Here is a 19,426-nt window from a genome sequence, read left to right on the forward strand (position 1 = left end):
TTGCACAAGTAGGTATTATTACCGTTAACCCTGCTCATTTTTAAGCCAGTAGAGATTATGTCGTTATTTTCACACCGTACTCATGCTAGGCTCAAATCCAGTACTGCTACATCAGCGTCAAGCTGGCAAAGCGGTACTGGCAATGCGTTACATCGACGTACTGTCATACCACCGTGGTTCATCAATATAGCAAGCCTCATTCTTATGGGGCTTTTGGTGTTATTGAGCTTATCTATTGGGGTGGCTGACTTTTCGTGGTCAGGTATCTTGCAAAGCCTTCTGACCCAGAGTGCTAATTCCGATAGCTCGCTGCTATTGGTTAGCCGTATACCGCGTACTATCGCCATTATTTTGACTGGTATTGCGATGGCAGTGGCTGGGATGATTATCCAAGTAGTACTAAAAAACCGCTTTGTAGAGCCATCTATGGTTGGTGCGACTCAGAGTGCTGCACTTGGTTTGCTGGTGGTCAGTTTACTGTTCCCTGCCAGTGCGCTCATTGTCAAAATGGGCGTGGCAACCATCGCTGCCGTTTTTGGCATGATGCTATTTATGCTGCTGATTCACCGTATTCCGCCCACTGATTTTTTGATGATTCCACTGATTGGCATTGTCTTTGGCGGCATTATCGAAGCAGTCACTACCTTTATCGCTTATCAAACCGAATCACTACAGATGCTGAGTGTTTGGCAGTTTGGGGATTTCTCAGGCGTATTGGCAGGGCGCTATGAGCTGTTGTGGCTGACGGGTGGACTGTGTGTGCTGGCTTATATTATTGCCGACAAGCTGACCATCGTCGGCTTGGGTGACAATATCGCCTTGAATTTGGGTATTAGTAAGCGTCAAGTCACTTGGATTGGCGTGGGTATGGTAGCCATGATGAGCGCTGTCGTGGTTGTGACTGTAGGCATGATTCCTTTTATTGGGCTGGTCGTGCCAAACATTGTGAGCCGCCTAATGGGAGATAAGTTGCGTCGCAGCTTGCCAGCAGTGGCCCTACTTGGTGCTTCAGCTGTGTTGCTATGCGATATTATTGGGCGCTCTATTCGCTATCCATTTGAAGTACCGGTCGCCACCATTTTTGGTGTGGTTGGTACGGTGCTGTTTTTATGGCTGTTATTACGTGCGCCAGCTGAGCAGTAGCACCATGTTCACTAACTATGTATTAATTTTCAACACTCGCTTACCGTCGTTCATTTTTTGCCTTATTAGATAAGCTTGGCACCATAGGATTTTTGTATGTTCTCATCAACTAAGCTTACTTCCACCAAGACTGATGCTACCAGAACCAGCACAGCGGTAAATAATTCATCTTCAGCAGATGGTCAGTATTCAGCCGCTGCACAAGGTCATTTGGCAAAGCTTTGGGCATGGATAGCTGCCCATCCAAAATCCATAGCAGCTATTATTCTACTGATCTCGATGACCTTGTTTATGACGCTCAATGTCAATGGCTATTGGGACTTTGCACTACCATTACGCGGCAAAAAACTGCTGGCACTGATGGTGGTTGGCTATGCGATTGGCGTGTCGACGTTACTGTTTCAGACGTTGACTCACAATCCAATTTTAACGCCCTCCCTACTCGGTTTTGATTCACTCTATGTTCTGTTGCAGAGCTTACTGGTTTTCTTTTTAGGTGCGATTAGCTTTACCAGTCTCGATCCTATTGTTAAGTTCACGCTAGAGATTGTCCTGATGTTTGGGGCATCTTTATTATTATTTAAGCTATTATTTTCTAAAAGCAGTCAGGATCTGACGCGGCTAATCTTGGTGGGCGTTATCTTTGGCGTATTGTTTCGCAGCTTATCAGCACTCATTGCACGACTGATTAACCCTGATGATTTTGTGGTCGTACAATCTGCTAGCTACGCACAGTTCAATACGGTCAACCCTCAGCTACTAGGCATCAGCTTATTTATCTGTGCTATCACTGCAATATTTGTATGGCGCTGGCGTTACCAGTGCGATGTGTTGATGCTCGGACAAGCACAAGCCCTCAACCTTGGTATCAACTATCAGCGTCTAGCATTTGGTCTATTAACTGTCATCGCTGTACTGGTTGCCACGGCTACTGCACTGGTCGGTCCAGTGACTTTCTTTGGTCTATTGGTTTGCGCATTGACCAATCGTATCGCACGACATATGTATCACACCGAGCGGCTGATATTGGTCAGTTTGGTCGCTATGATTTGCTTAGTGCTGGGTCAAACACTCTTTGAGCAAGTGCTAGATATGGCAGGCGTATTGTCAGTGGTGATAGAGCTAGCGGGCGGATTGATGTTCTTAGCATTGATATTTATGTCTCAGCGTCGTTCTTTATGATTACTTAGCTAACATTCTTTATTTAGCTGATCCTGTTGATAGAGAAAACCCTAAGACTTTTTTAAATAAGACTGACTATGATTAAACTAAATAATATCTCTCACCATATTGGTAAACAACAAATCTTGCATGACATTACGTTGTCCCTCCCAACGGCGCAGGTGATTGCTTTGATTGGGCCTAACGGCGCTGGGAAGTCTACGTTGTTTTCTGTCATGGCTCGCTTGCAACCACTACAATCTGGGCAGGTGAGCTTCGCTGTAGATAATGAGGAACGTGACATTGTCAGCTGTCAGGCGCGCACACTGGCCAAAACTGTCGCTATGCTTGGGCAAGACAATCATGTGCAAGGACGTCTGCGCGTACATGAGCTACTGATGTTTGGGCGTTACCCTTATCATCAAGGGCAACCGACCGCTGACGATCAGCAAAAAGTGCAAGAAATCCTCGAACGCTTTGAGCTTGAGCCACTTGCCGAGCGTTTCTTGTCAACGCTATCGGGTGGACAGCGACAGCGCGTGCTGATCGCTATGATTGTCTGCCAAGATACACCCTATCTATTGCTCGATGAGCCACTAAATAACCTAGACATGTATCATGCTGGTCGGCTGATGCGTGAGCTACGTCAGCTTAGCCACAATCAGCAAAAAACCGTGGTGATCGTCCTGCATGATATCAACCAAGCGGCACAGTTTGCAGATACAGTAGTTACGATGAAAGCAGGAGAAGTGACGGCTGTTGGTCGCCCTGCTGATGTTATTACTAAAGAGACGATGAAAGATTTATACAACGTCGATGTCACTGTCCTAAATCATCAGGGTCGTCCAGTGATTGTTGATACGGTTTAAATAAAGAACTTTGCAAATAATAAAAGAAGTTATAGATGCATAGAGCGCTATTAAATAATCGATGGATAAACTACAAGAACTTATCTCTACTAGTTTTAGTAATTAGCTTTTGCTTATTCATTTTTAATGCTTTAAATAAGGAGATATCAAATACCTTTTTTTGGTTAGGAATGACCTTATATGGTCTAAGATTGGTGGTTATTCCTATGGATTTTACTCAAGACATCTCTTCAGTAGATTACACAAAGAACTATGATGAAAATAATAGTTGGCATAGATGGGTCATGATAGGTGAAACGTTTGCTTTCTTCATTTTTACTGTCTCGATAGCATACACAATATTCTTGCAATTAAATTTATAACTAGGGCATACCTTTGATTCGACAGATAGCTATCTAAATAAAAATATACCCTAGAAATATCACTATATTACCTACCCTTTTGCGATGCTTTAAGTCGTTGCTGTCGACCTTTCCACCACAGATAGACGCCCGTAACTGACAACACTGTCACAGCCAAACCTACCAGTGCTAGAAATATTTGATACAGTAAGTGACCGATGCCATGGCTAATATGACCCATATGTAAGGTCAACAACCAATTATTGGTTTTACTGCCAAATGATGAGTTTTGGTAGCCAAAGTTTACCTGTTCAACGCTACCCGTTTTTGCATTGACCGTGATGGATGATGCACCGCCTTTTTTACCAATATCCTTATCTGTCTTAAAGCGCAGCTGCCATTGACCCTCATCTTCAATCCAGCGTATGCCTAAAAACTCTCGTACTAGCATACCCTTGCTTTGGGCAGCGGTGTTTGCCTGCTCACTTAAATAGGCAATGCTATTGGCTTTGTTGACCACATCAATAGCTTCATTATTTACAGCCTTAACCCTAGTCGCTGTTTCTGATGGTTTTCTTGAGTTCTCCGGTCTTTCACCTCTTCCTTCAAGCCCTACGACAGCGTGCATCACAGGTTGATAGACCTCTCTTAGGTTAAAACCAACACTCGACCACGCGATGACAAATAAGATCCCCCAAAGCCATAATCCAAAAGCATGATGTAGATCATAATTCAATTTAAACATATTACTTTTGGTACGAATTTTCCATGCAGGTAACCAGCGTTTAAAAAAGGAGGCACGTTTTTTAGGCGAGGTTTTGTTCTGTGCTTTTTTCTTTTTAATCGCTCTAGGAAACGTTAAGTAAAAGCCAATAAAGCAATTAATTGTCCACACGAGCGCGACAATCCCTAGTAGCAATTTTCCAATATCACCCAGTAGTAAATCGCGATGTAACCAAAACACTTTCCACATAGTGTTTTGCCATGCCCACTCATCTCTATCACGAGTACCAATGATATCACCAGTGTAAGGGTGGACATAAACTTGTTGAAACGGTGCTTTTGGCTGGTTTTGGGCTGCTTTGCCTCGGGCTCTATCTACCGAAAATACGGCCGATCTCTCTGTCGCTATCGAGGTTGGCATGCTAGAAAAAGTATATTGAGGATATGCGCTAATGACCTTGTTATGAAGCTCTGCAATAGGCAGATGTGATGCGTTTTGTTTCTCAACCTGAGCCAGTTTATGGTTGAAGATATCGTCTAGCTCGTCATGAAATGCCAATAATGTACCAGTAATACCAGTGATAATTAAAAAAGCTGCCATGGCAAGCCCAGTATAACGATGGAGCCAAAGACAGCTATAGCGAAGGTTAAATGACATAAATAAATCTGCTGTTATATTGTGATAGTTGTTTACTAAATGATTATTTATTGAATGGTTAGAAAAGCGTGTTAAAGGGAGTTACTAACAGCATAAAAGGTCTAAGCAAATAGCTCAGACCTTTTATATTGAACAAACCCTATGTCTAACTATTAAAAGTCAACGCTAACGTCGAACACATAAGTACGACCAGGCTCATTAAACGTACGTGCACCAGCATTCGTAGCGGTACCCTCACGATAAACACCCGTATCAAATAAGTTTTTGATACCAGCTCCAACAGTAATCACTTTTGTCAAATCATAGCGAGTGCTCACGTTGGCAATGGCATACGGTTCGCGATCAAGCAACGGGTCACCACTATCTTCTCCAGTCGTAACTGAAATCGTAGGGGCTTCAATCGTGCCGTAGTAGCTCACATCAAAGTCGGCATTCCAGCGAGGCGTAATATCCCAATCCACACCCGTGTTCACAGTGAACTTAGGAATGAGTGATAATGGCTCGCCATTGTCTTTTCGCTCTGAGCGGATGTTACTGGTGATATTGGTAGACCACGAAACCTTGTCAGTGACTGGTACTTGTACAAAACCTTCTAAACCTTCGACAATTGCTTCACCTTGATTGTCCCATTGAAAGATAGAACGATTTGTCGCTGTATCTACCGCCACACGATCCGTACCAGCGCCAATGCGGTTATCATAGGCATTATGGTAATAAGTCAAGCCTGCATTCAGTCCAGTACCATCATCATAAGTAAAGGTGATCTCTTTATTCCAAGATGTCTCATTTTCTAGGTCAGGGTTCCCTAATACGTGGCAACCTCTTTCATCAAGAGGTACCCAAGATGGACAACCATTGCCACCAGTATAGTAAATATAGTTTGGATCAAGCTGATATAACGATGGGGCTTTAAACGCACGACTGACGCCGCCTTTCACTGACCAATCAGGACTAAAGTGCCAAGTAGTATTGATACTAGGCGACCAATTACTACCAGCCTCGCTATGATAGTCGAAGCGTAGACCTGGAGTCACATACCAGTCAGGTGTGATCTCGTAGTTATCTTCTAGATATACACCAATAAGATAAGCATCTGAAGTTGGATCACGCTGTTCAGGATCGGTCTCTACATCACCAAAATCAAAACCATCTGCAAATGCCAAATCAGATACCACGGGGTTATCTAGCTTTTCGCCGCGAAACTCTGCACCAGCAGTCAAGGTATGACGATCAAAGTAAATATCCCATTCTGATTTGGCATTTAGCGTATCGTAAGTCGCCTCTGTCCACTCAAAATCTTCGCCATCGTCAGGTATGACAATCTGTCCTTCGCCACCACCCGCACTACCTTCACCCAAACGCTCATTAACTGTCCGAGTATACTCAATGAAACTGTTACTACTAGCGTCATCATACTCACCGCGATGTGTGATCGCCGCGCCATAGCGTTGCATTTTGCTCGTTGTTTCACCTTCTAACTCATCTAACAAATTTTGGTTCACGGTTTGGAACAATGAATCACCCGCCCAGCGGTTTTCTTGACGGCTATAATTCACTTCAAAACCGACCGTATTCATCGCATCCATCGCGTATTCAAACAATTGGCGCACATCGATATTTTCGACACCTTCAGTACCTGCCGCTACCGAGGCAGCCGGACCACTGCGCCCGTCAACAATCTGTGCATCTTTGGCATTGATATAAGGATCATCGCCTTCACTATCGTGATAACCAAGAGTGGTACGCGAGGACAGTTTATCCGTCAATGCACCTGCCATATTGATATTGGTACGCCAGCTACTGCCTTCTAGATCGCTCTCTGGTGCCTCATAGTGACCACTGATAGAAAACTCTGGCTCAGTCGGGCTCTTAGTAATGATATTTACCACGCCGCCCATACTACCAGAGCCATAACGAGCTGCTGCAGGACCGCGCAATACTTCGATGCTTTCGATAGCGCCTGGTGGTACCCACTGCGAGTCACCACGCGTGTCTTGCTCACTGCCACGACTAGGTCGTGAGGAATTACGAGAAGTGACAGGACGACCGTCGATTAAGATAAGTGTATTGTTTGGCCCCATACCGCGCAAATCAATTTGACGCTGGTTACCACGCTGACCTGACGTTGAAGAACCCGACAAATTCACACCTGGCATCTTACGTACAATCTCTGAAATATCATTAGAAACTGATGCTTTTTCGATGGCCTCTTCACTAATAATAGACAGCCCTGCTGCTTGTTCTAGCTCGTCCCTTGCTGCCCGCACCACAATTGTATCCAATGTAGCTGTAGGCACAGCTTCTTGGTCGGTCGCCCCTTGCACAGCTACCTCATCACCCTCGGCAGCAAAAGCGGTACTACTAAGAATAGAAGTCACAGCGATACTTAGTAAAAGCTTACCAGTCACGACGCGTTGAAGTTTTTTTGGAGAAGTGATGACTGAGAAATCAGAGCAACCTGATTGGTTTGACATAAGTAATATTCCTTGAAGCGCACAATTTCGTTAATACCTGTTTATCTCATCGTCAGTGAATGGTTTTAGCCACTTTTTATGCAATGCTTCGGATGCATTCTCGGTGCAAGTACACATAAATAAACGTCTAAAATTGACATACGATGGTCGGATAGACGTGTCCGTAAATATATGTGTTATAAAAACATGACTAAAATATCGCCAAGAGGCTTAGCTATTGAGAGTAAACGAATAAGGGTATGTACTGAGTAGGGTTAAAAGTTTGATGACGCTGTAACTGTCATTAGTCAACGAATTAAATATTTAGCGTAAAAAAGTCTCTATAAATAGAATAGAGCAAAGAGCCATTAACTGTTCTGTAATGAACGAAACACACTTTAGCAAGATACATATAAGAATGCAAACATTAATGATAATTATTATCATTAATGTTTGCATTCTTATATGTGGTTCAGTTAACGGTTTAATGGATGCTCAATATATTTATAGAAATGCCTGTTAGTTTCAGTTGTATAAGCGCTACACTGTCAAACCTTATCGATATTTCCAATATGATAATTCGGCCAGTTAAAAACATTATGCGTCAGCTTCAGAATTTCGACGTTTGATTACTCTATGCCCGTATTCATTCACAATCATTTCCTGATAATTTGAAAGATATAAATGAGCTTCGATGATAGCTCGCTGTTGTTTAGAGTATTGGCATAGTGCTCGCATAAGATTTAACTCATATACTATTTATACGGTAGCCTCACCTTCTACCAAACGAGCAACTTAACATCTACTCTTAGATAAATCGCACTCTCAAAAATCTCGTAAAAAAAGCCAGCTCCCGTATAAGACAGCTGACTTTATAAGTACGATTAGACTTAAATTCGATAAGCTAGATTAGAACTGATAAGTTAAAGACGTTTTGATATTACGCCCCATTTCAAAATCAGTATAGGCATCATCGATAGAGTTACGTGACGCATGGCTTGCATAAGTCTCATCAAAGATGTTGTATACACCTAGCGTGGCCTTCAAACCTTCGATTTGAGTTGGCGTGTAAGTCATGAAGATATCGTGCACATCATAGCCTGGTTTTTCGTTGTCATCACCAGCGGTATTCGGTGTCACATCGGCGACATAAGTACTGCGCCAGCCAAGCTCAGTAGTATTGGTTGGAGCGTAACCCAAGTTGACCATGTACTTATCGCCAGACTCAGAGCCACTGCCACTGACAGAAGAGATATTGTAACCTGTATCTTCGCCTTTGCTACGTGCACGAGCATAGCTTAGACCCATGTTGAAGTTATCTGCGCGATAATCGGCTGATAGCTCTACACCTTTGATTTTGAAATCTTCATCATTATTGATGACACCTTGGCAGGCTTCAGGGGCAGCACTTGTACCTAGTTGCCCAGTTGTGCAATTCATGCCAGTTCTACTACCACCTGCACGTACAAACTCAATATAGTTTTCGATATTGGTTTCAAAGTACTTAGCACTTAGTTTTAAAGAGTCATCAGCCATAGTCAGACCACGCAGCGTTGTAGCAATACCGACTTCTGCATTGTCACCTTCTTCTGCTTTTAGGTCATTGTTCACATACGTATCAGCGCCATCGGTGTTAAAAATCGTTTGGCTAAGATCTGGACCATTAAATAACTGAGTATAGCTTGCAAATAGCTGGGTGCGCGGTGCAATCTCATAGCTAGCAGCCAATGCGCCAACGACATTGTCATAAGTCTTGCCAGCCGATACATACTCTGGAGACTCATAACGGTCATAACGGACGCCTGGCGTTAAGCTAAGCTTACCCATTTGCCATTGGTCTTCTAGATACACTGAAGTATTGGTTGCCTCATCAGTGCTCGCATTACCAAAGTCACGTGTCATCTCAGATTCTTTTTTGTAATGCTCAACCCCAGCGATTAACTTGTGAACCCCTGGCACACCATTGATAATACTACTATCGATGATACTGGTGTTTTGTACTTTTGCACCTGTGGTTTGGACTTCTGCATCAAACTCAAATCCAGGTAAGCCATCAGAGTTACGCAAAATCTGCGTGCTAGTCTGATATACATTGGCGTCTACATTGACCAACTGGTTGGCAGGACTATATGCGTAGTCAAGCGCATAGGTATCGCGTTTGACTTCCTGCGGGATGATTGGGTTCCAGCCACCAGCAGGAAAATCTGGACGTAATGGGAACTTGCCTTTGTTTTCGGTACGGCTAAAACTAGCGCCTACATGATGATCACTACCGACATAAGCACCAGCTTTTAATAGGATGTTTTCGCCTTCGCTGTCTTCCGTTTGGATTTTACGGCCTTTACCGTCTTCACCAGCGTCCGCATTGCGTTTGCCATAATAAGCCAGTAAATCAATATTTTCTGTTGGCGCACCATACACAGTGGCAGAAGTTAGCAGTTCATCATTGTTGCTAGCATAACCTGTATGCAGCTTAGCACCTACCTTTTGACCTGGCTTAAGTAAATCTGCCGCGTCGACTGTCTCAAAAGCAACCGCACCGCCGATAGCATCATTGCCTAGCGTCACTGAGTTATTGCCGACTGATACTTCTGCTTGTTTTAGCAGATCTGGATCAATAGTGACATCACCCATATGGTAGAACAATGCGCCTTCTTGACGTGCGCCATCAATTGTGACTTTTAGATTGGTATCATCAAGACCACGTACACGAATACGTTGGTTGACCGATGAAGTACCGCCCACGCTTACCCCTGGTACAACGTCCAGAAAATCACTCAAATGGCTGGCTTGTGCAGCTGGGGTGTAGTCATCTATGTAGACAGAGTCTTCTTGTACAGCGTCACGTACTGAGCTATTCGCTGTTACAGTGATAGTCTGTAATGTCGTGTTTGGCATATCTGCTGCCGTTGCGGCACTGGCAGCTTGCGTCCACAATACAGCGGCGACACCGATAGACAATACTGTCAATTGACTAGATAGCTTTACTTCGCGCATAACACATTTACTCACTTTGTTTACTGTCAGAAATTAGAATGTTTAGAATTATTTTTAAAGGCTGTCGTCAAACAACCCTTAAAATAGTGCCTACCAGAAGATGGAATATCTTGAAAACGCTTAAGCCTATTGTGCGAATAACATGATTAATATTAATGATAATGATTAGCGTTTAAATAATGAGAGGCATAATAACGAAGTATTAACACTTTGGCAATAATTAATATAATAAATTCTCAGTTTTAGCTCTCAATATGCTGAGAAAGCACAAAAGTGTTTCTGTACTAGTCGTAAATATAGCATTCAATACAATTCTGGCTACGTATTAAAGCTGTATGTAGTCAGGCGTAGGAACTTATCACGTTTATAGCAGTCTGTTATTAACTTGGCTCATCACTTGTTTTTCTTGTACTACTGTACTAGAATACTGAAACAAGATAGTTCTCAGCGAAAAATTGCTCAATAAACGACCTATCTATTTTCTTTGGCTAAGATGACCTATTATGACTACCGATCCTTATCAGAGCTTAGTGAAACATTTGACCAACTGTACTGATAGTGCAGATATCGAAAAACTGCTCAGTGCCCTGCTGACCGATAAAGAACAACATGACATTGCCAATCGTATTCGCATTTTTGACTTGCTAGATCGTGGCATCACCCAACGTGATATCTCAGAGAAACTAGGTGTTGGTATCGCCACTGTCTCTCGCGGTGCCAAGGCCAAGCAAAGCCATGATGTCAGCGCGTTATTGGCCACTCATAGAGACTGCTCTTAGCCTCTAACGACGATACTATCTAGCTTTTTACTGACGACTCTCACACTTATTAATCGAAACTTATCAATCAACACATATTTGAACCATTTCGGACTTTGTTATGACCTCTAGCACTCGCACACAGACCAAACCTGCTCCTATCGATATCCCGAGCAAACCACAACGCATCAAACTGACGCAAGATATCGATTTTTTTGCATTATTCAAACGTATTGAAAGCGCGTTTGATACCTGCTATTTGCTCGAATCATTAGGTGAAGACAGCCACATCTCGCGCCATCATGCGATTGGCTTTGATCCTGTGACGACTATCGCCGCATTAGACCGCAACACGCTTGCGATTACCGATAATAAAACTGCTGAAACCAACCATTATCAGACCGACAACCCTTATCAGCTACTGCGTGATATAACGCCGCAGCATGTCATCGCTCGTGATCAAAGCGGTGGTCTGGTCGGGTATTTGGGTTATGACTGCGTGAACTTCTTTGAACCTAGCCTTAATGCAAAAGCCAGTGAAGACTTTGAGCCATTTAAGTTTGGCGTGTATTTAGATGGGTTGACCCTAGATAAGATGACTGGGGAAATCTTTTATTTTTATTACCCAACTGCTCAACAAGAAAACCGCATCGAGCAAATCAAAGCCCTACTCGATGAGCCAACGCCTAGCTATGAAGCGCCTAAAGTTGAATTTTTAGGTGATGGTATGAGCCAAGAAGAGCATGCCAATGTCGTTATGCAAGTCAAAGAAGACATCATCGCTGGGCGTATTTTTCAGTGCGAGGTAGGCTTTAAATCTAAATATCGTATTGCCGGTGACAAAATGCCGATTTATGAAAAACTGCGCGCTGTCAATCCATCACCGCACATGTACTTTATGAAATTTGCGCAGCAGTGCATCATTGGCGCTTCTCCTGAGCTGCTATTTCGCTTGCGCCAGGGTGAAATGGAAACCTATCCGCTAGCAGGGACTGCCAAGCGCGGTGCAGATGTGATCGAAGACCGTAAGCTTGCCCGCGCCTTACTCAACGATGACAAAGAAATTGCCGAGCACAATATGCTAGTCGACCTACATCGTAATGATATTGGCCGTGTGGCTCGATTTGGTACAGTAAAAGTACGTAGCTTAATGGATATCAAACGCTTCTCTCACGTGCAGCATATCTCTTCTGAAATCGTTGGTATCTTGCATCCTAACGAAGATATGTTTAGTGCCCTTGCCAGTAACTTCCCTGCTGGGACACTATCAGGCGCGCCCAAGGTAGAAGCCATCAAAGTCATCAACGAGCTAGAGCCTGATGGTCGCGGTGCTTATGGCGGTGCATTAGGCTCGTTCAATTTTAATGGTGATTGTATCTTTGCCATTCCTATTCGCAGCCTCTTTATCAATGGCGAGTCTGCCTACGCTCAAACTTGCGGCGGCAACGTTTACGACTCAAACCCAGCTGATGAGTACTTAGAGATTCAGCGTAAACTGTCGGCAATGAAAGTCGTATTAGACAGCTTTATGCAATCATAATTGAAGCTAAACGTACTGAATAAATTGACCATATTTTACCTAGCACTATTTTTACAAAAGAGTTTATGACCCATGAATGTTCTAATTATCGATAACTACGACTCGTTTACCTTCAATCTCTACCAATATGTGGGTGAGATTTTGCAAACCTTAGACAGTGATAAAGAGGCCAGCGTCATCGTTAAACGCAATAACGAAATCACCCTAGCAGATGTGCAAGCGATGAATCTTGATAGAATTATCATTTCACCTGGCCCTGGCTCCCCTGACGATCCCGCGTACTTTGGTATCTGTAGCGAGGTCATTGAAACACTAGGCAAAACTGTGCCGCTACTAGGCGTTTGCTTGGGTATGCAAGGTATTGCTCATGTATTTGGCGGTGATGTGGTACGCGCTAGTGTGCCGATGCATGGCAAAGTCTCATCGATTCGCCATGATAATTCAGGTATCTATCAAGGCTTACCACAAGAGCTTGAGATCATGCGCTATCACTCACTGGTGGTAAAAGCCGACACCATCCCAAGCTGTCTCACGATTACCTCAGTAGTCGCCAATGATAGCTGTGCTGAATTGAGCTTTGCTGAGTCAGCATTGACTGGTGATGAGATTATGGGACTGGCGCACAAAGAGTACCCAATTCAAGGCGTACAGTTTCACCCTGAGTCGTTTGCCACTGAGGGCGCTAAGCGATTGCTGAGTAACTTTTTATTGCAGGTATAAACCTATATGGCCGTCTCCATGTCTAGCTCAAGCCTAAATACCTCCAGCTTACTCAGACGTACTGCGTTGCTCTTGAGCTTAACGCTAGTGACATCTGTCAGTTCGGCTGTAGCTCCTGTACAGGCAAACTTTACCATGGGCATGGACATCCAAGGCCAACGTCTTAACCTTTATGAGAGATGTGCAGAAGGAAGCGTTACTTGCAACAATATGCTACTGGTCGCTCCCGATTTAGGACAACTATTGCAGACAACACCAGAATCTAGTAAGTCGCCCTACGCTGTCAAATACTACTCTGCGGAAACCAAGCATAGCTTATGTAAAGATGGCGTGACCCCGTGTCGATTTCAGGGTTATACCTTTGAGGGCGAAGATTTTGATGGGTTTATAGATACCTCGAACCATGAGATATCTATAAGAAGTAAATGGACAGTCGATACCTATAGTGCCACCTACAAAGAAAACGAGATTTATCTGCCATTAGCATCACAAGCTGATTTGGTTGATCAGATATACAACACGTCTGATAAAGCATTGAATGAAAGCTACAGAGTAACGCGAAATGAAGTCAGACGCCTGTACGGTGAGGATATGGCGGCTAATCTTAAAAAAGAGCAGACTCAGTGGATAAAACAGCGCTCAAAAAACTGCGGGGCTGATACGGATCATTTACCAAGAACCCAATTGGAAAAAGTGTGCTTTATTCAGCGAAATGCTCTCCGAGAGCAAACATTCTTTTTATGGATTGATTAACAGAGACTACAAATCATGTGGACATGGATATAATACATTCAAGCAATTGATATTGTTTATATTATCTATAAAAATTCAACTAATTTTAGCCTACCTAAATAACGCTCGATTGAATTTAGCACACGACCTAGTAGCCACTTATTATCTTTTAGTGATAGACTCAAAAGAACAAACAAAAGACAGCCTTTAATCAGGTTGTCTTTTCTTATTTCAGTATTGCTTAGAGAGATTGTATCAATAGCAATCTTACAACATCTTGTTTCACTTAGATCGTAAGAAGAAAACAGTATGGCAAACATCGACAACGGAATGACGACCCATTCGCATCAATCATGGCTAGGCACCATTCAAATCATCACGGCTGCTATTTGCTGGGGCACGTTGGGTATATTCTCGACTTACCTAAACCAAATTGGATTTAGTGGTTGGCAGGTAACGATATTACGCATTGTCACGGCGGCCTTTATTATTTTAGCCATGCTACCAAAACTATGGCCACACCTTATCAAATTACAGCCAAAACAGTGGCTTGGACTGGCGATGCAGTCGTTGATAGGTGTCCTTGGCATGTCGGTCTGCTATTTTTTTGCGGTCAGTTATGTCGGTGCCGGCCCTGCCGTTGCCTTACTCTATACCGCGCCCGTATTTAGCTTATTGTTCTCGAAGTTCTTACTGAGCGAGTCCATTACTCGGAAATCAGTTTTGCTAGCACTAATGGCGGTGTTTGGTGTTGGATTGACGATGTTAGGTGAGCAAGCGAAAGTTAACTGGGGTATTTTACTCGGTCTATCAGCAGGGATGTGTTATTCGTTATATGGCGTATTGGGTAAACGTGCGATGCATTACGCTCATCCTGCCCCTCTGGTATTTTTCACTTCCATTATCATTAGTGCTGGCGTACTACTGCTCTTGCCTGAGACCTATAACACTTATGAGCAGCTAGTGAGTCTGCCCTTAATGACTTGGGGCTATGTTTTGGGACTGTCATTATTGGGGACCGTCGTGCCATTTGGGCTATATATGAAGGCATTGGAAAAGCTGCCCGCCACTCGTGCATCGGTATTTACGATTTTTGAGCCATTGACTGCAATTGCACTCGCGATGTTTTTACTACATCAATCTTTGTCTTGGATTCAGTATTTGGGCGTGGCACTTATTTTGCTGGCGGCTTTATTAAATGCTGTGTTGAACGGTACCGCCACTCGCGTACCTCGCTGGTTAAAACAACGACAAAAAGTATAGTTTACTGTCTATTCAGTTAGGGTCTGTTGAACATTCAAATATTAGGGCTGCTGATTGCTAAAATTGCACGAAATTAGGCGCAAGCCGACGATAATGTCGAGACCTTAACTAGGATTTCAACAACGTTTGGGGTGATTTTAGCATCAGCCTTTCAGGGCAGTACTATTTTCTGCCAATATATGGCGAAATTATTTAACCTAGAATGACTAGGTGTCAAAAATTTCACTGCATATTGTCTAAAAAATAGTGACTGCCAGCACCACATTTGAATGTTCAACAGACCCTAAAATACGTCCCATTTATTGCGATAAAAAAAGCCCCAACCATGGCATCATGATTGGGGCTTTTTTGTTTGATTACTTACGCAAAAACAGACGTTTTTACTGCTCAATACGTTGCAAAAATGCCTGCGTACGAGGATGTTTTGAGTCCTCAAACAGCTGCTTGGCACTGCCTTCTTCGACGACATGACCGTCTTCAATCAGTACAACATGATCGGCAACGTCGCGGGCAAAGTTGATTTCGTGAGTCACTACAACCATCGTCCAACCTTCAGAGGCGAGCTGCTTCATCGTCTCAAGCACATCTTGTACCAACTCTGGATCAAGCGCAGAGGTTGGCTCATCAAACAGTAAGAGCGATGGCTCAATAGCTAGCGCACGGGCAATACCAATACGCTGCTGCTGACCACCAGATAGCTGGAACGGATAGAGATCTGCTTTGTCCGACAGTCCAACTTTCTCAAGTAGTACCAATGCCTGCTCACGGGCTTGCGCTTTGCTCTGCCCTTGTACGACCGTAGGCCCAAGCATCAAGTTTTCAATGGCTGTCTTATGTGGAAACAAGTTATAAGACTGAAACACCATGCCTGATTTACGCTGTAAAGCTAGTAGCGTTTTTTTACTTGGCTTAGTCGCAAAGTCGACGCTCAAGCTATCGTCATCAAAAGCAATCACACCTTGATCAGGAATCTCTAGCGCATTTAAACAACGCAAAAATGTGGTTTTACCCGATCCTGAAGGTCCTAATATTACAACCACTTTGCCTTTATTAATGGTCAAGTCGATGCCTTTTAGCACCTGATTGCCACCGAAGGCTTTATGAATATTAGTGACTTTGATCATAAAAATTCCTGTTGTACTAGGGCGTGTCTATTGAGCCATAATTTATTTTACTACGTAGCTTATTTTGCCACATAACGATCTAGCCTAGTTTCAAGCTTGCCTTGGATAAAGGTCAAGAACAGACAGATACCCCAGTAGATAATTGCCGCTTCGGTATAGACCAGCATAAACTCATAGTTACGAGCTGTGATAATCTGCGCTTGTTTGAACAGCTCAGTGACCAGTACCAATGAAGCAAGTGAGGTATCTTTTACCAGACTGATAAAGGTATTAGATAACGGCGGCACCGACACTCGAAGCGCCTGCGGTAAAATCACATGACGAAACGTCTGTAGATACGTCAAGCCAACCGTCGAGCCTGCTTCCCACTGCCCTTTTGGTATCGACAAAATCGAAGCACGCACTGTCTCCGATGCATAAGCACCGATGTTCAGTGAGAACGCAATAATCGCTGAGGGAAAGGGATCGAGCTTCACCCCAACACTTGGCAGACCATAAAAAATAATAAACAGCTGAACCAGCATCGGTGTACCGCGAATGGCGGACACATAGACACGAGCGAGCCGATAGATGACTTCATGGAACCAAGTAGCACGCGGAATGATACGAATCAATGCCACTGTCAGTGCAATGGCCATACCAATCGCAAATGAGATCAACGCCAGCGGTATCGAGTAATAGATACCGCCTTTGAGCATTGGCCAAAACGACGAAATAACAATCTGCGCTCGATCAGGACTCATAAATGGCAATACTGCCAATAAGTCTGCGAACCATGATGTAGACATTACAGAAGCTGACATGATAGAAACTGACATTATTTTTGTTGACTTATATCAGCACCAAAGAACTGTTCGCTAAGCTTAGTTAGCGTGCCTTCAGCCGCCAATTCAGCCATTGCTTCATCCAGTTTCGCTACAACTTCATCATCACCTTTGATAAGCACTAGGCCTGAACCACGTAACTCACTAGCAGGTGCAGTCAGTTTAATCTCAAGATCAGAATCTGGGAACTTTTTGAGATAATCCAATACCGCTAGATTGTCATTCATCGTAAAGTCAGCACGGTTCTGCTTCACTAATTGAATTGCTTGCGCCATACCATCGACAGGAACGATCTCTGCGCCATAACGCTCTGCAAGCTCACCATAGTTACTGCTAAGTGATTGCGCCGTACGTAGGCCTTTTAGACCTTCCCACGAGCTATAACGGTTGTCATCAGTAGGTGCCAATACGACCGCACCTGACCAACTATAAGCCATTGCTTTGTCATACTTTGCTTTACGCTCAGGCGTGGTCAAACTAACTTGGTTAGCCACCATATCAAAGCGTTTTGAATCCAAACCAGCTAGCATCGCATCCCATTGGGTTTCTTTAAACTCAACGTCTACGCCTAGTTTATCTGCGACTGCACGCGTTACTTCAACATCATAACCCGTTAGTTTGCCGCTCTCATCATGGTACGTGAACGGAGGATAAGTACCCTCTGTACCGACGTTGATGGTGCCGCCGTTGTTGATACGTTGTAGCAAATCAGAACCGCCTGTTGCAGCGCTATCAGTTGCACTGGTATCGGCTTCGTTGGTAGTAGATTGACCACAAGCGGCAAGGAACATAGTACTGGCAGCAAGGGCTAAGAGAGTACGACGTTTCATAAGACGTCCTTATAAGAGTGAATAAATAAAGTAAAAACGCATAATGCTAATAAAATATACGGTGCTAATAAATAGGACAAGCCGACACAGAAGAACAATATAAGCTCTTCTATGATTTTCGGCTTTGGTTGCCCGATTTGAGGCTATTCGGGCTATTTTTCAATACTGTTTCTATATTATATTTTAATTTTTAACGATTGTTCAAATATTCTGATGACTTTAATTAACGCCAATTGCTATCTTATTAAATAGCAGCTTATGGATATAGTATCTCACTTTAGACAGAAAAACGTACACAATCAGTGAGCATACGTAAGCTATAGTCAGTTCAATATAATTTCGATACAAGGAAACCGAGTGCAAGTTATACATTAGTATGCTTAGCGAGGATGAGGATGTAGCGGATTGATATAGGCTTGACTATATCTACTATAACTCGCCAGAAAACTGGTAGCGATCACCCGCATGCCACATTCTTACAAAGGTAACGACTTGGCCGGCCGAATAGGTCTGCCGGCGCAACACAAGCGTTGGTGACTGCGGCGCAATTTGCAAAAACTCAGCAATTTCATCAGGAGCTGCCAATGCTCGGATGGTATAACTGCCACTCTCTAGAGGGCTTTTGGCAATCAAGTAATCACTGGTATTGACCACACTAAAATCCTGATCAATAAACTTCGGCACTTTTTTGGCATCGACCCAACGTTCCTCAAACTGTATGGGCTGACCATCAGCAAAGTGAATGATTTTTACTTCATACAGGACAGCTTCATCACTAGCATCTGTCTGAGCGCTTGTATTAGCAGGCACAGACTTTTCATCAATACCAAACTTACGACGCAATTCATTATCGAGCATAGCAGCAGTCACGGCGCGCTTGCTGACGACCTGTGCCTCATAATCACGATTGGCAGACTTTAAATCCTCAGCGATGTTGCGTACCTCAACAAAGGTATGATTAAACTGCTGCTGCGCGACAAACGTGCCCGACCCTTGTCGACGCTCTAACACCCGCTCCTCGCTCAGCTCTTTTAGCGCACGGTTGACCGTCATTCGTGACACACCAAATTCTTCAGCCAGTGCCATTTCTGTCGAAATCGCATTACCCGCTTGCCACTTACCAGAATGGATGTTGTCTAGTATGGCGTTTTTTATGCGTTGATACGCCGGAATCGTCTTTGTCATATCCGCCTTTGACCGTCAGTTTTGCTAATAGGAATGACCACATAATATCACGAGACCACCGTGCAAGCCTTAGTCAAAATGTCTGAGCGTTCAGTGTTGACTAGG

Annotated in this window: 15 protein-coding genes; 8 read left to right on the forward strand and 7 right to left on the reverse strand. The window is 43.7% G+C overall.

Features of this window, described 5'->3' with window-relative positions; all coding sequences use genetic code 11:
• Positions 1–204 precede the first annotated feature (204 nt).
• From I3254_RS06350 to I3254_RS06360, 3 genes are all read left to right on the forward strand, one after another.
• Complete coding sequence (locus tag I3254_RS06350; RefSeq protein ID WP_101211980.1) at positions 205–1,143, forward strand: iron chelate uptake ABC transporter family permease subunit; 939 nt, start codon at positions 205–207, stop codon at positions 1,141–1,143.
• Between the two features lie 96 nt (positions 1,144–1,239).
• Positions 1,240–2,325 (forward strand): iron chelate uptake ABC transporter family permease subunit, encoded by a 1,086-nt coding sequence (locus tag I3254_RS06355; RefSeq protein WP_238052131.1) that lies wholly within the window; start codon positions 1,240–1,242, stop codon positions 2,323–2,325.
• Positions 2,326–2,402: 77 nt separating this feature from the next.
• Positions 2,403–3,173, forward strand: coding sequence for an ATP-binding cassette domain-containing protein (locus I3254_RS06360; protein WP_102093045.1), 771 nt, complete (start codon positions 2,403–2,405; stop codon positions 3,171–3,173).
• Between the two features lie 429 nt (positions 3,174–3,602).
• Here the strand turns inward: I3254_RS06360 and I3254_RS06365 are convergent, their stop codons facing one another.
• From I3254_RS06365 to I3254_RS06375, 3 genes are all read right to left on the reverse strand, one after another.
• A complete protein-coding gene (locus tag I3254_RS06365; protein WP_269117520.1) occupies positions 3,603–4,895 on the reverse strand; it encodes a PepSY-associated TM helix domain-containing protein in 1,293 nt (430 codons plus the stop codon).
• 152 nt (positions 4,896–5,047) lie between these two features.
• Complete coding sequence (locus tag I3254_RS06370) at positions 5,048–7,369, reverse strand: FepA family TonB-dependent siderophore receptor (RefSeq protein WP_238052133.1); 2,322 nt, start codon at positions 7,367–7,369, stop codon at positions 5,048–5,050.
• 888 nt (positions 7,370–8,257) lie between these two features.
• Positions 8,258–10,345, reverse strand: coding sequence for a TonB-dependent receptor (locus I3254_RS06375; RefSeq protein ID WP_238052135.1), 2,088 nt, complete (start codon positions 10,343–10,345; stop codon positions 8,258–8,260).
• Between the two features lie 503 nt (positions 10,346–10,848).
• Between I3254_RS06375 and I3254_RS06380 the strand changes: the two genes are divergently transcribed.
• From I3254_RS06380 to I3254_RS06400, 5 genes are all read left to right on the forward strand, one after another.
• Entirely contained in the window at positions 10,849–11,124 is a 276-nt protein-coding gene (locus tag I3254_RS06380) for a Trp family transcriptional regulator (protein ID WP_238052136.1), read from the forward strand.
• 100 nt (positions 11,125–11,224) lie between these two features.
• Positions 11,225–12,643 carry an anthranilate synthase component I family protein gene (locus I3254_RS06385; RefSeq protein ID WP_179797786.1) on the forward strand — a complete coding sequence of 473 codons (1,419 nt, stop codon included), beginning with the start codon at positions 11,225–11,227 and terminating at the stop codon, positions 12,641–12,643.
• Positions 12,644–12,715: 72 nt separating this feature from the next.
• Positions 12,716–13,363 carry an aminodeoxychorismate/anthranilate synthase component II gene (locus I3254_RS06390; protein ID WP_102090496.1) on the forward strand — a complete coding sequence of 216 codons (648 nt, stop codon included), beginning with the start codon at positions 12,716–12,718 and terminating at the stop codon, positions 13,361–13,363.
• 18 nt (positions 13,364–13,381) lie between these two features.
• Positions 13,382–14,116: a lysozyme inhibitor LprI family protein gene (locus tag I3254_RS06395; RefSeq protein ID WP_238052137.1), complete on the forward strand. Its 735-nt coding sequence runs from the start codon at positions 13,382–13,384 to the stop codon at positions 14,114–14,116.
• A gap of 288 nt (positions 14,117–14,404) precedes the next feature.
• Positions 14,405–15,358 (forward strand): EamA family transporter, encoded by a 954-nt coding sequence (locus tag I3254_RS06400; protein WP_238052138.1) that lies wholly within the window; start codon positions 14,405–14,407, stop codon positions 15,356–15,358.
• A gap of 380 nt (positions 15,359–15,738) precedes the next feature.
• Here I3254_RS06400 and I3254_RS06405 read toward each other — a convergent pair whose 3' ends face one another.
• The 4 genes from I3254_RS06405 to I3254_RS06420 form a co-directional block, all read right to left on the reverse strand.
• Positions 15,739–16,482, reverse strand: a complete 744-nt coding sequence (locus tag I3254_RS06405) for an amino acid ABC transporter ATP-binding protein (protein ID WP_057761251.1) — start codon at positions 16,480–16,482, stop codon at positions 15,739–15,741.
• Positions 16,483–16,541: 59 nt separating this feature from the next.
• Entirely contained in the window at positions 16,542–17,285 is a 744-nt protein-coding gene (locus I3254_RS06410; protein ID WP_275949675.1) for an amino acid ABC transporter permease, read from the reverse strand.
• Positions 17,286–17,299: 14 nt separating this feature from the next.
• Positions 17,300–18,136: an amino acid ABC transporter substrate-binding protein gene (locus tag I3254_RS06415; RefSeq protein WP_238052140.1), complete on the reverse strand. Its 837-nt coding sequence runs from the start codon at positions 18,134–18,136 to the stop codon at positions 17,300–17,302.
• Positions 18,137–18,565: 429 nt separating this feature from the next.
• Positions 18,566–19,321 (reverse strand): UTRA domain-containing protein, encoded by a 756-nt coding sequence (locus I3254_RS06420; RefSeq protein WP_238052142.1) that lies wholly within the window; start codon positions 19,319–19,321, stop codon positions 18,566–18,568.
• Positions 19,322–19,426 lie beyond the last annotated feature (105 nt).

It is taken from the genome of Psychrobacter sp. Ps2, assembly GCF_022129405.1.
Lineage (GTDB): Bacteria > Pseudomonadota > Gammaproteobacteria > Pseudomonadales > Moraxellaceae > Psychrobacter.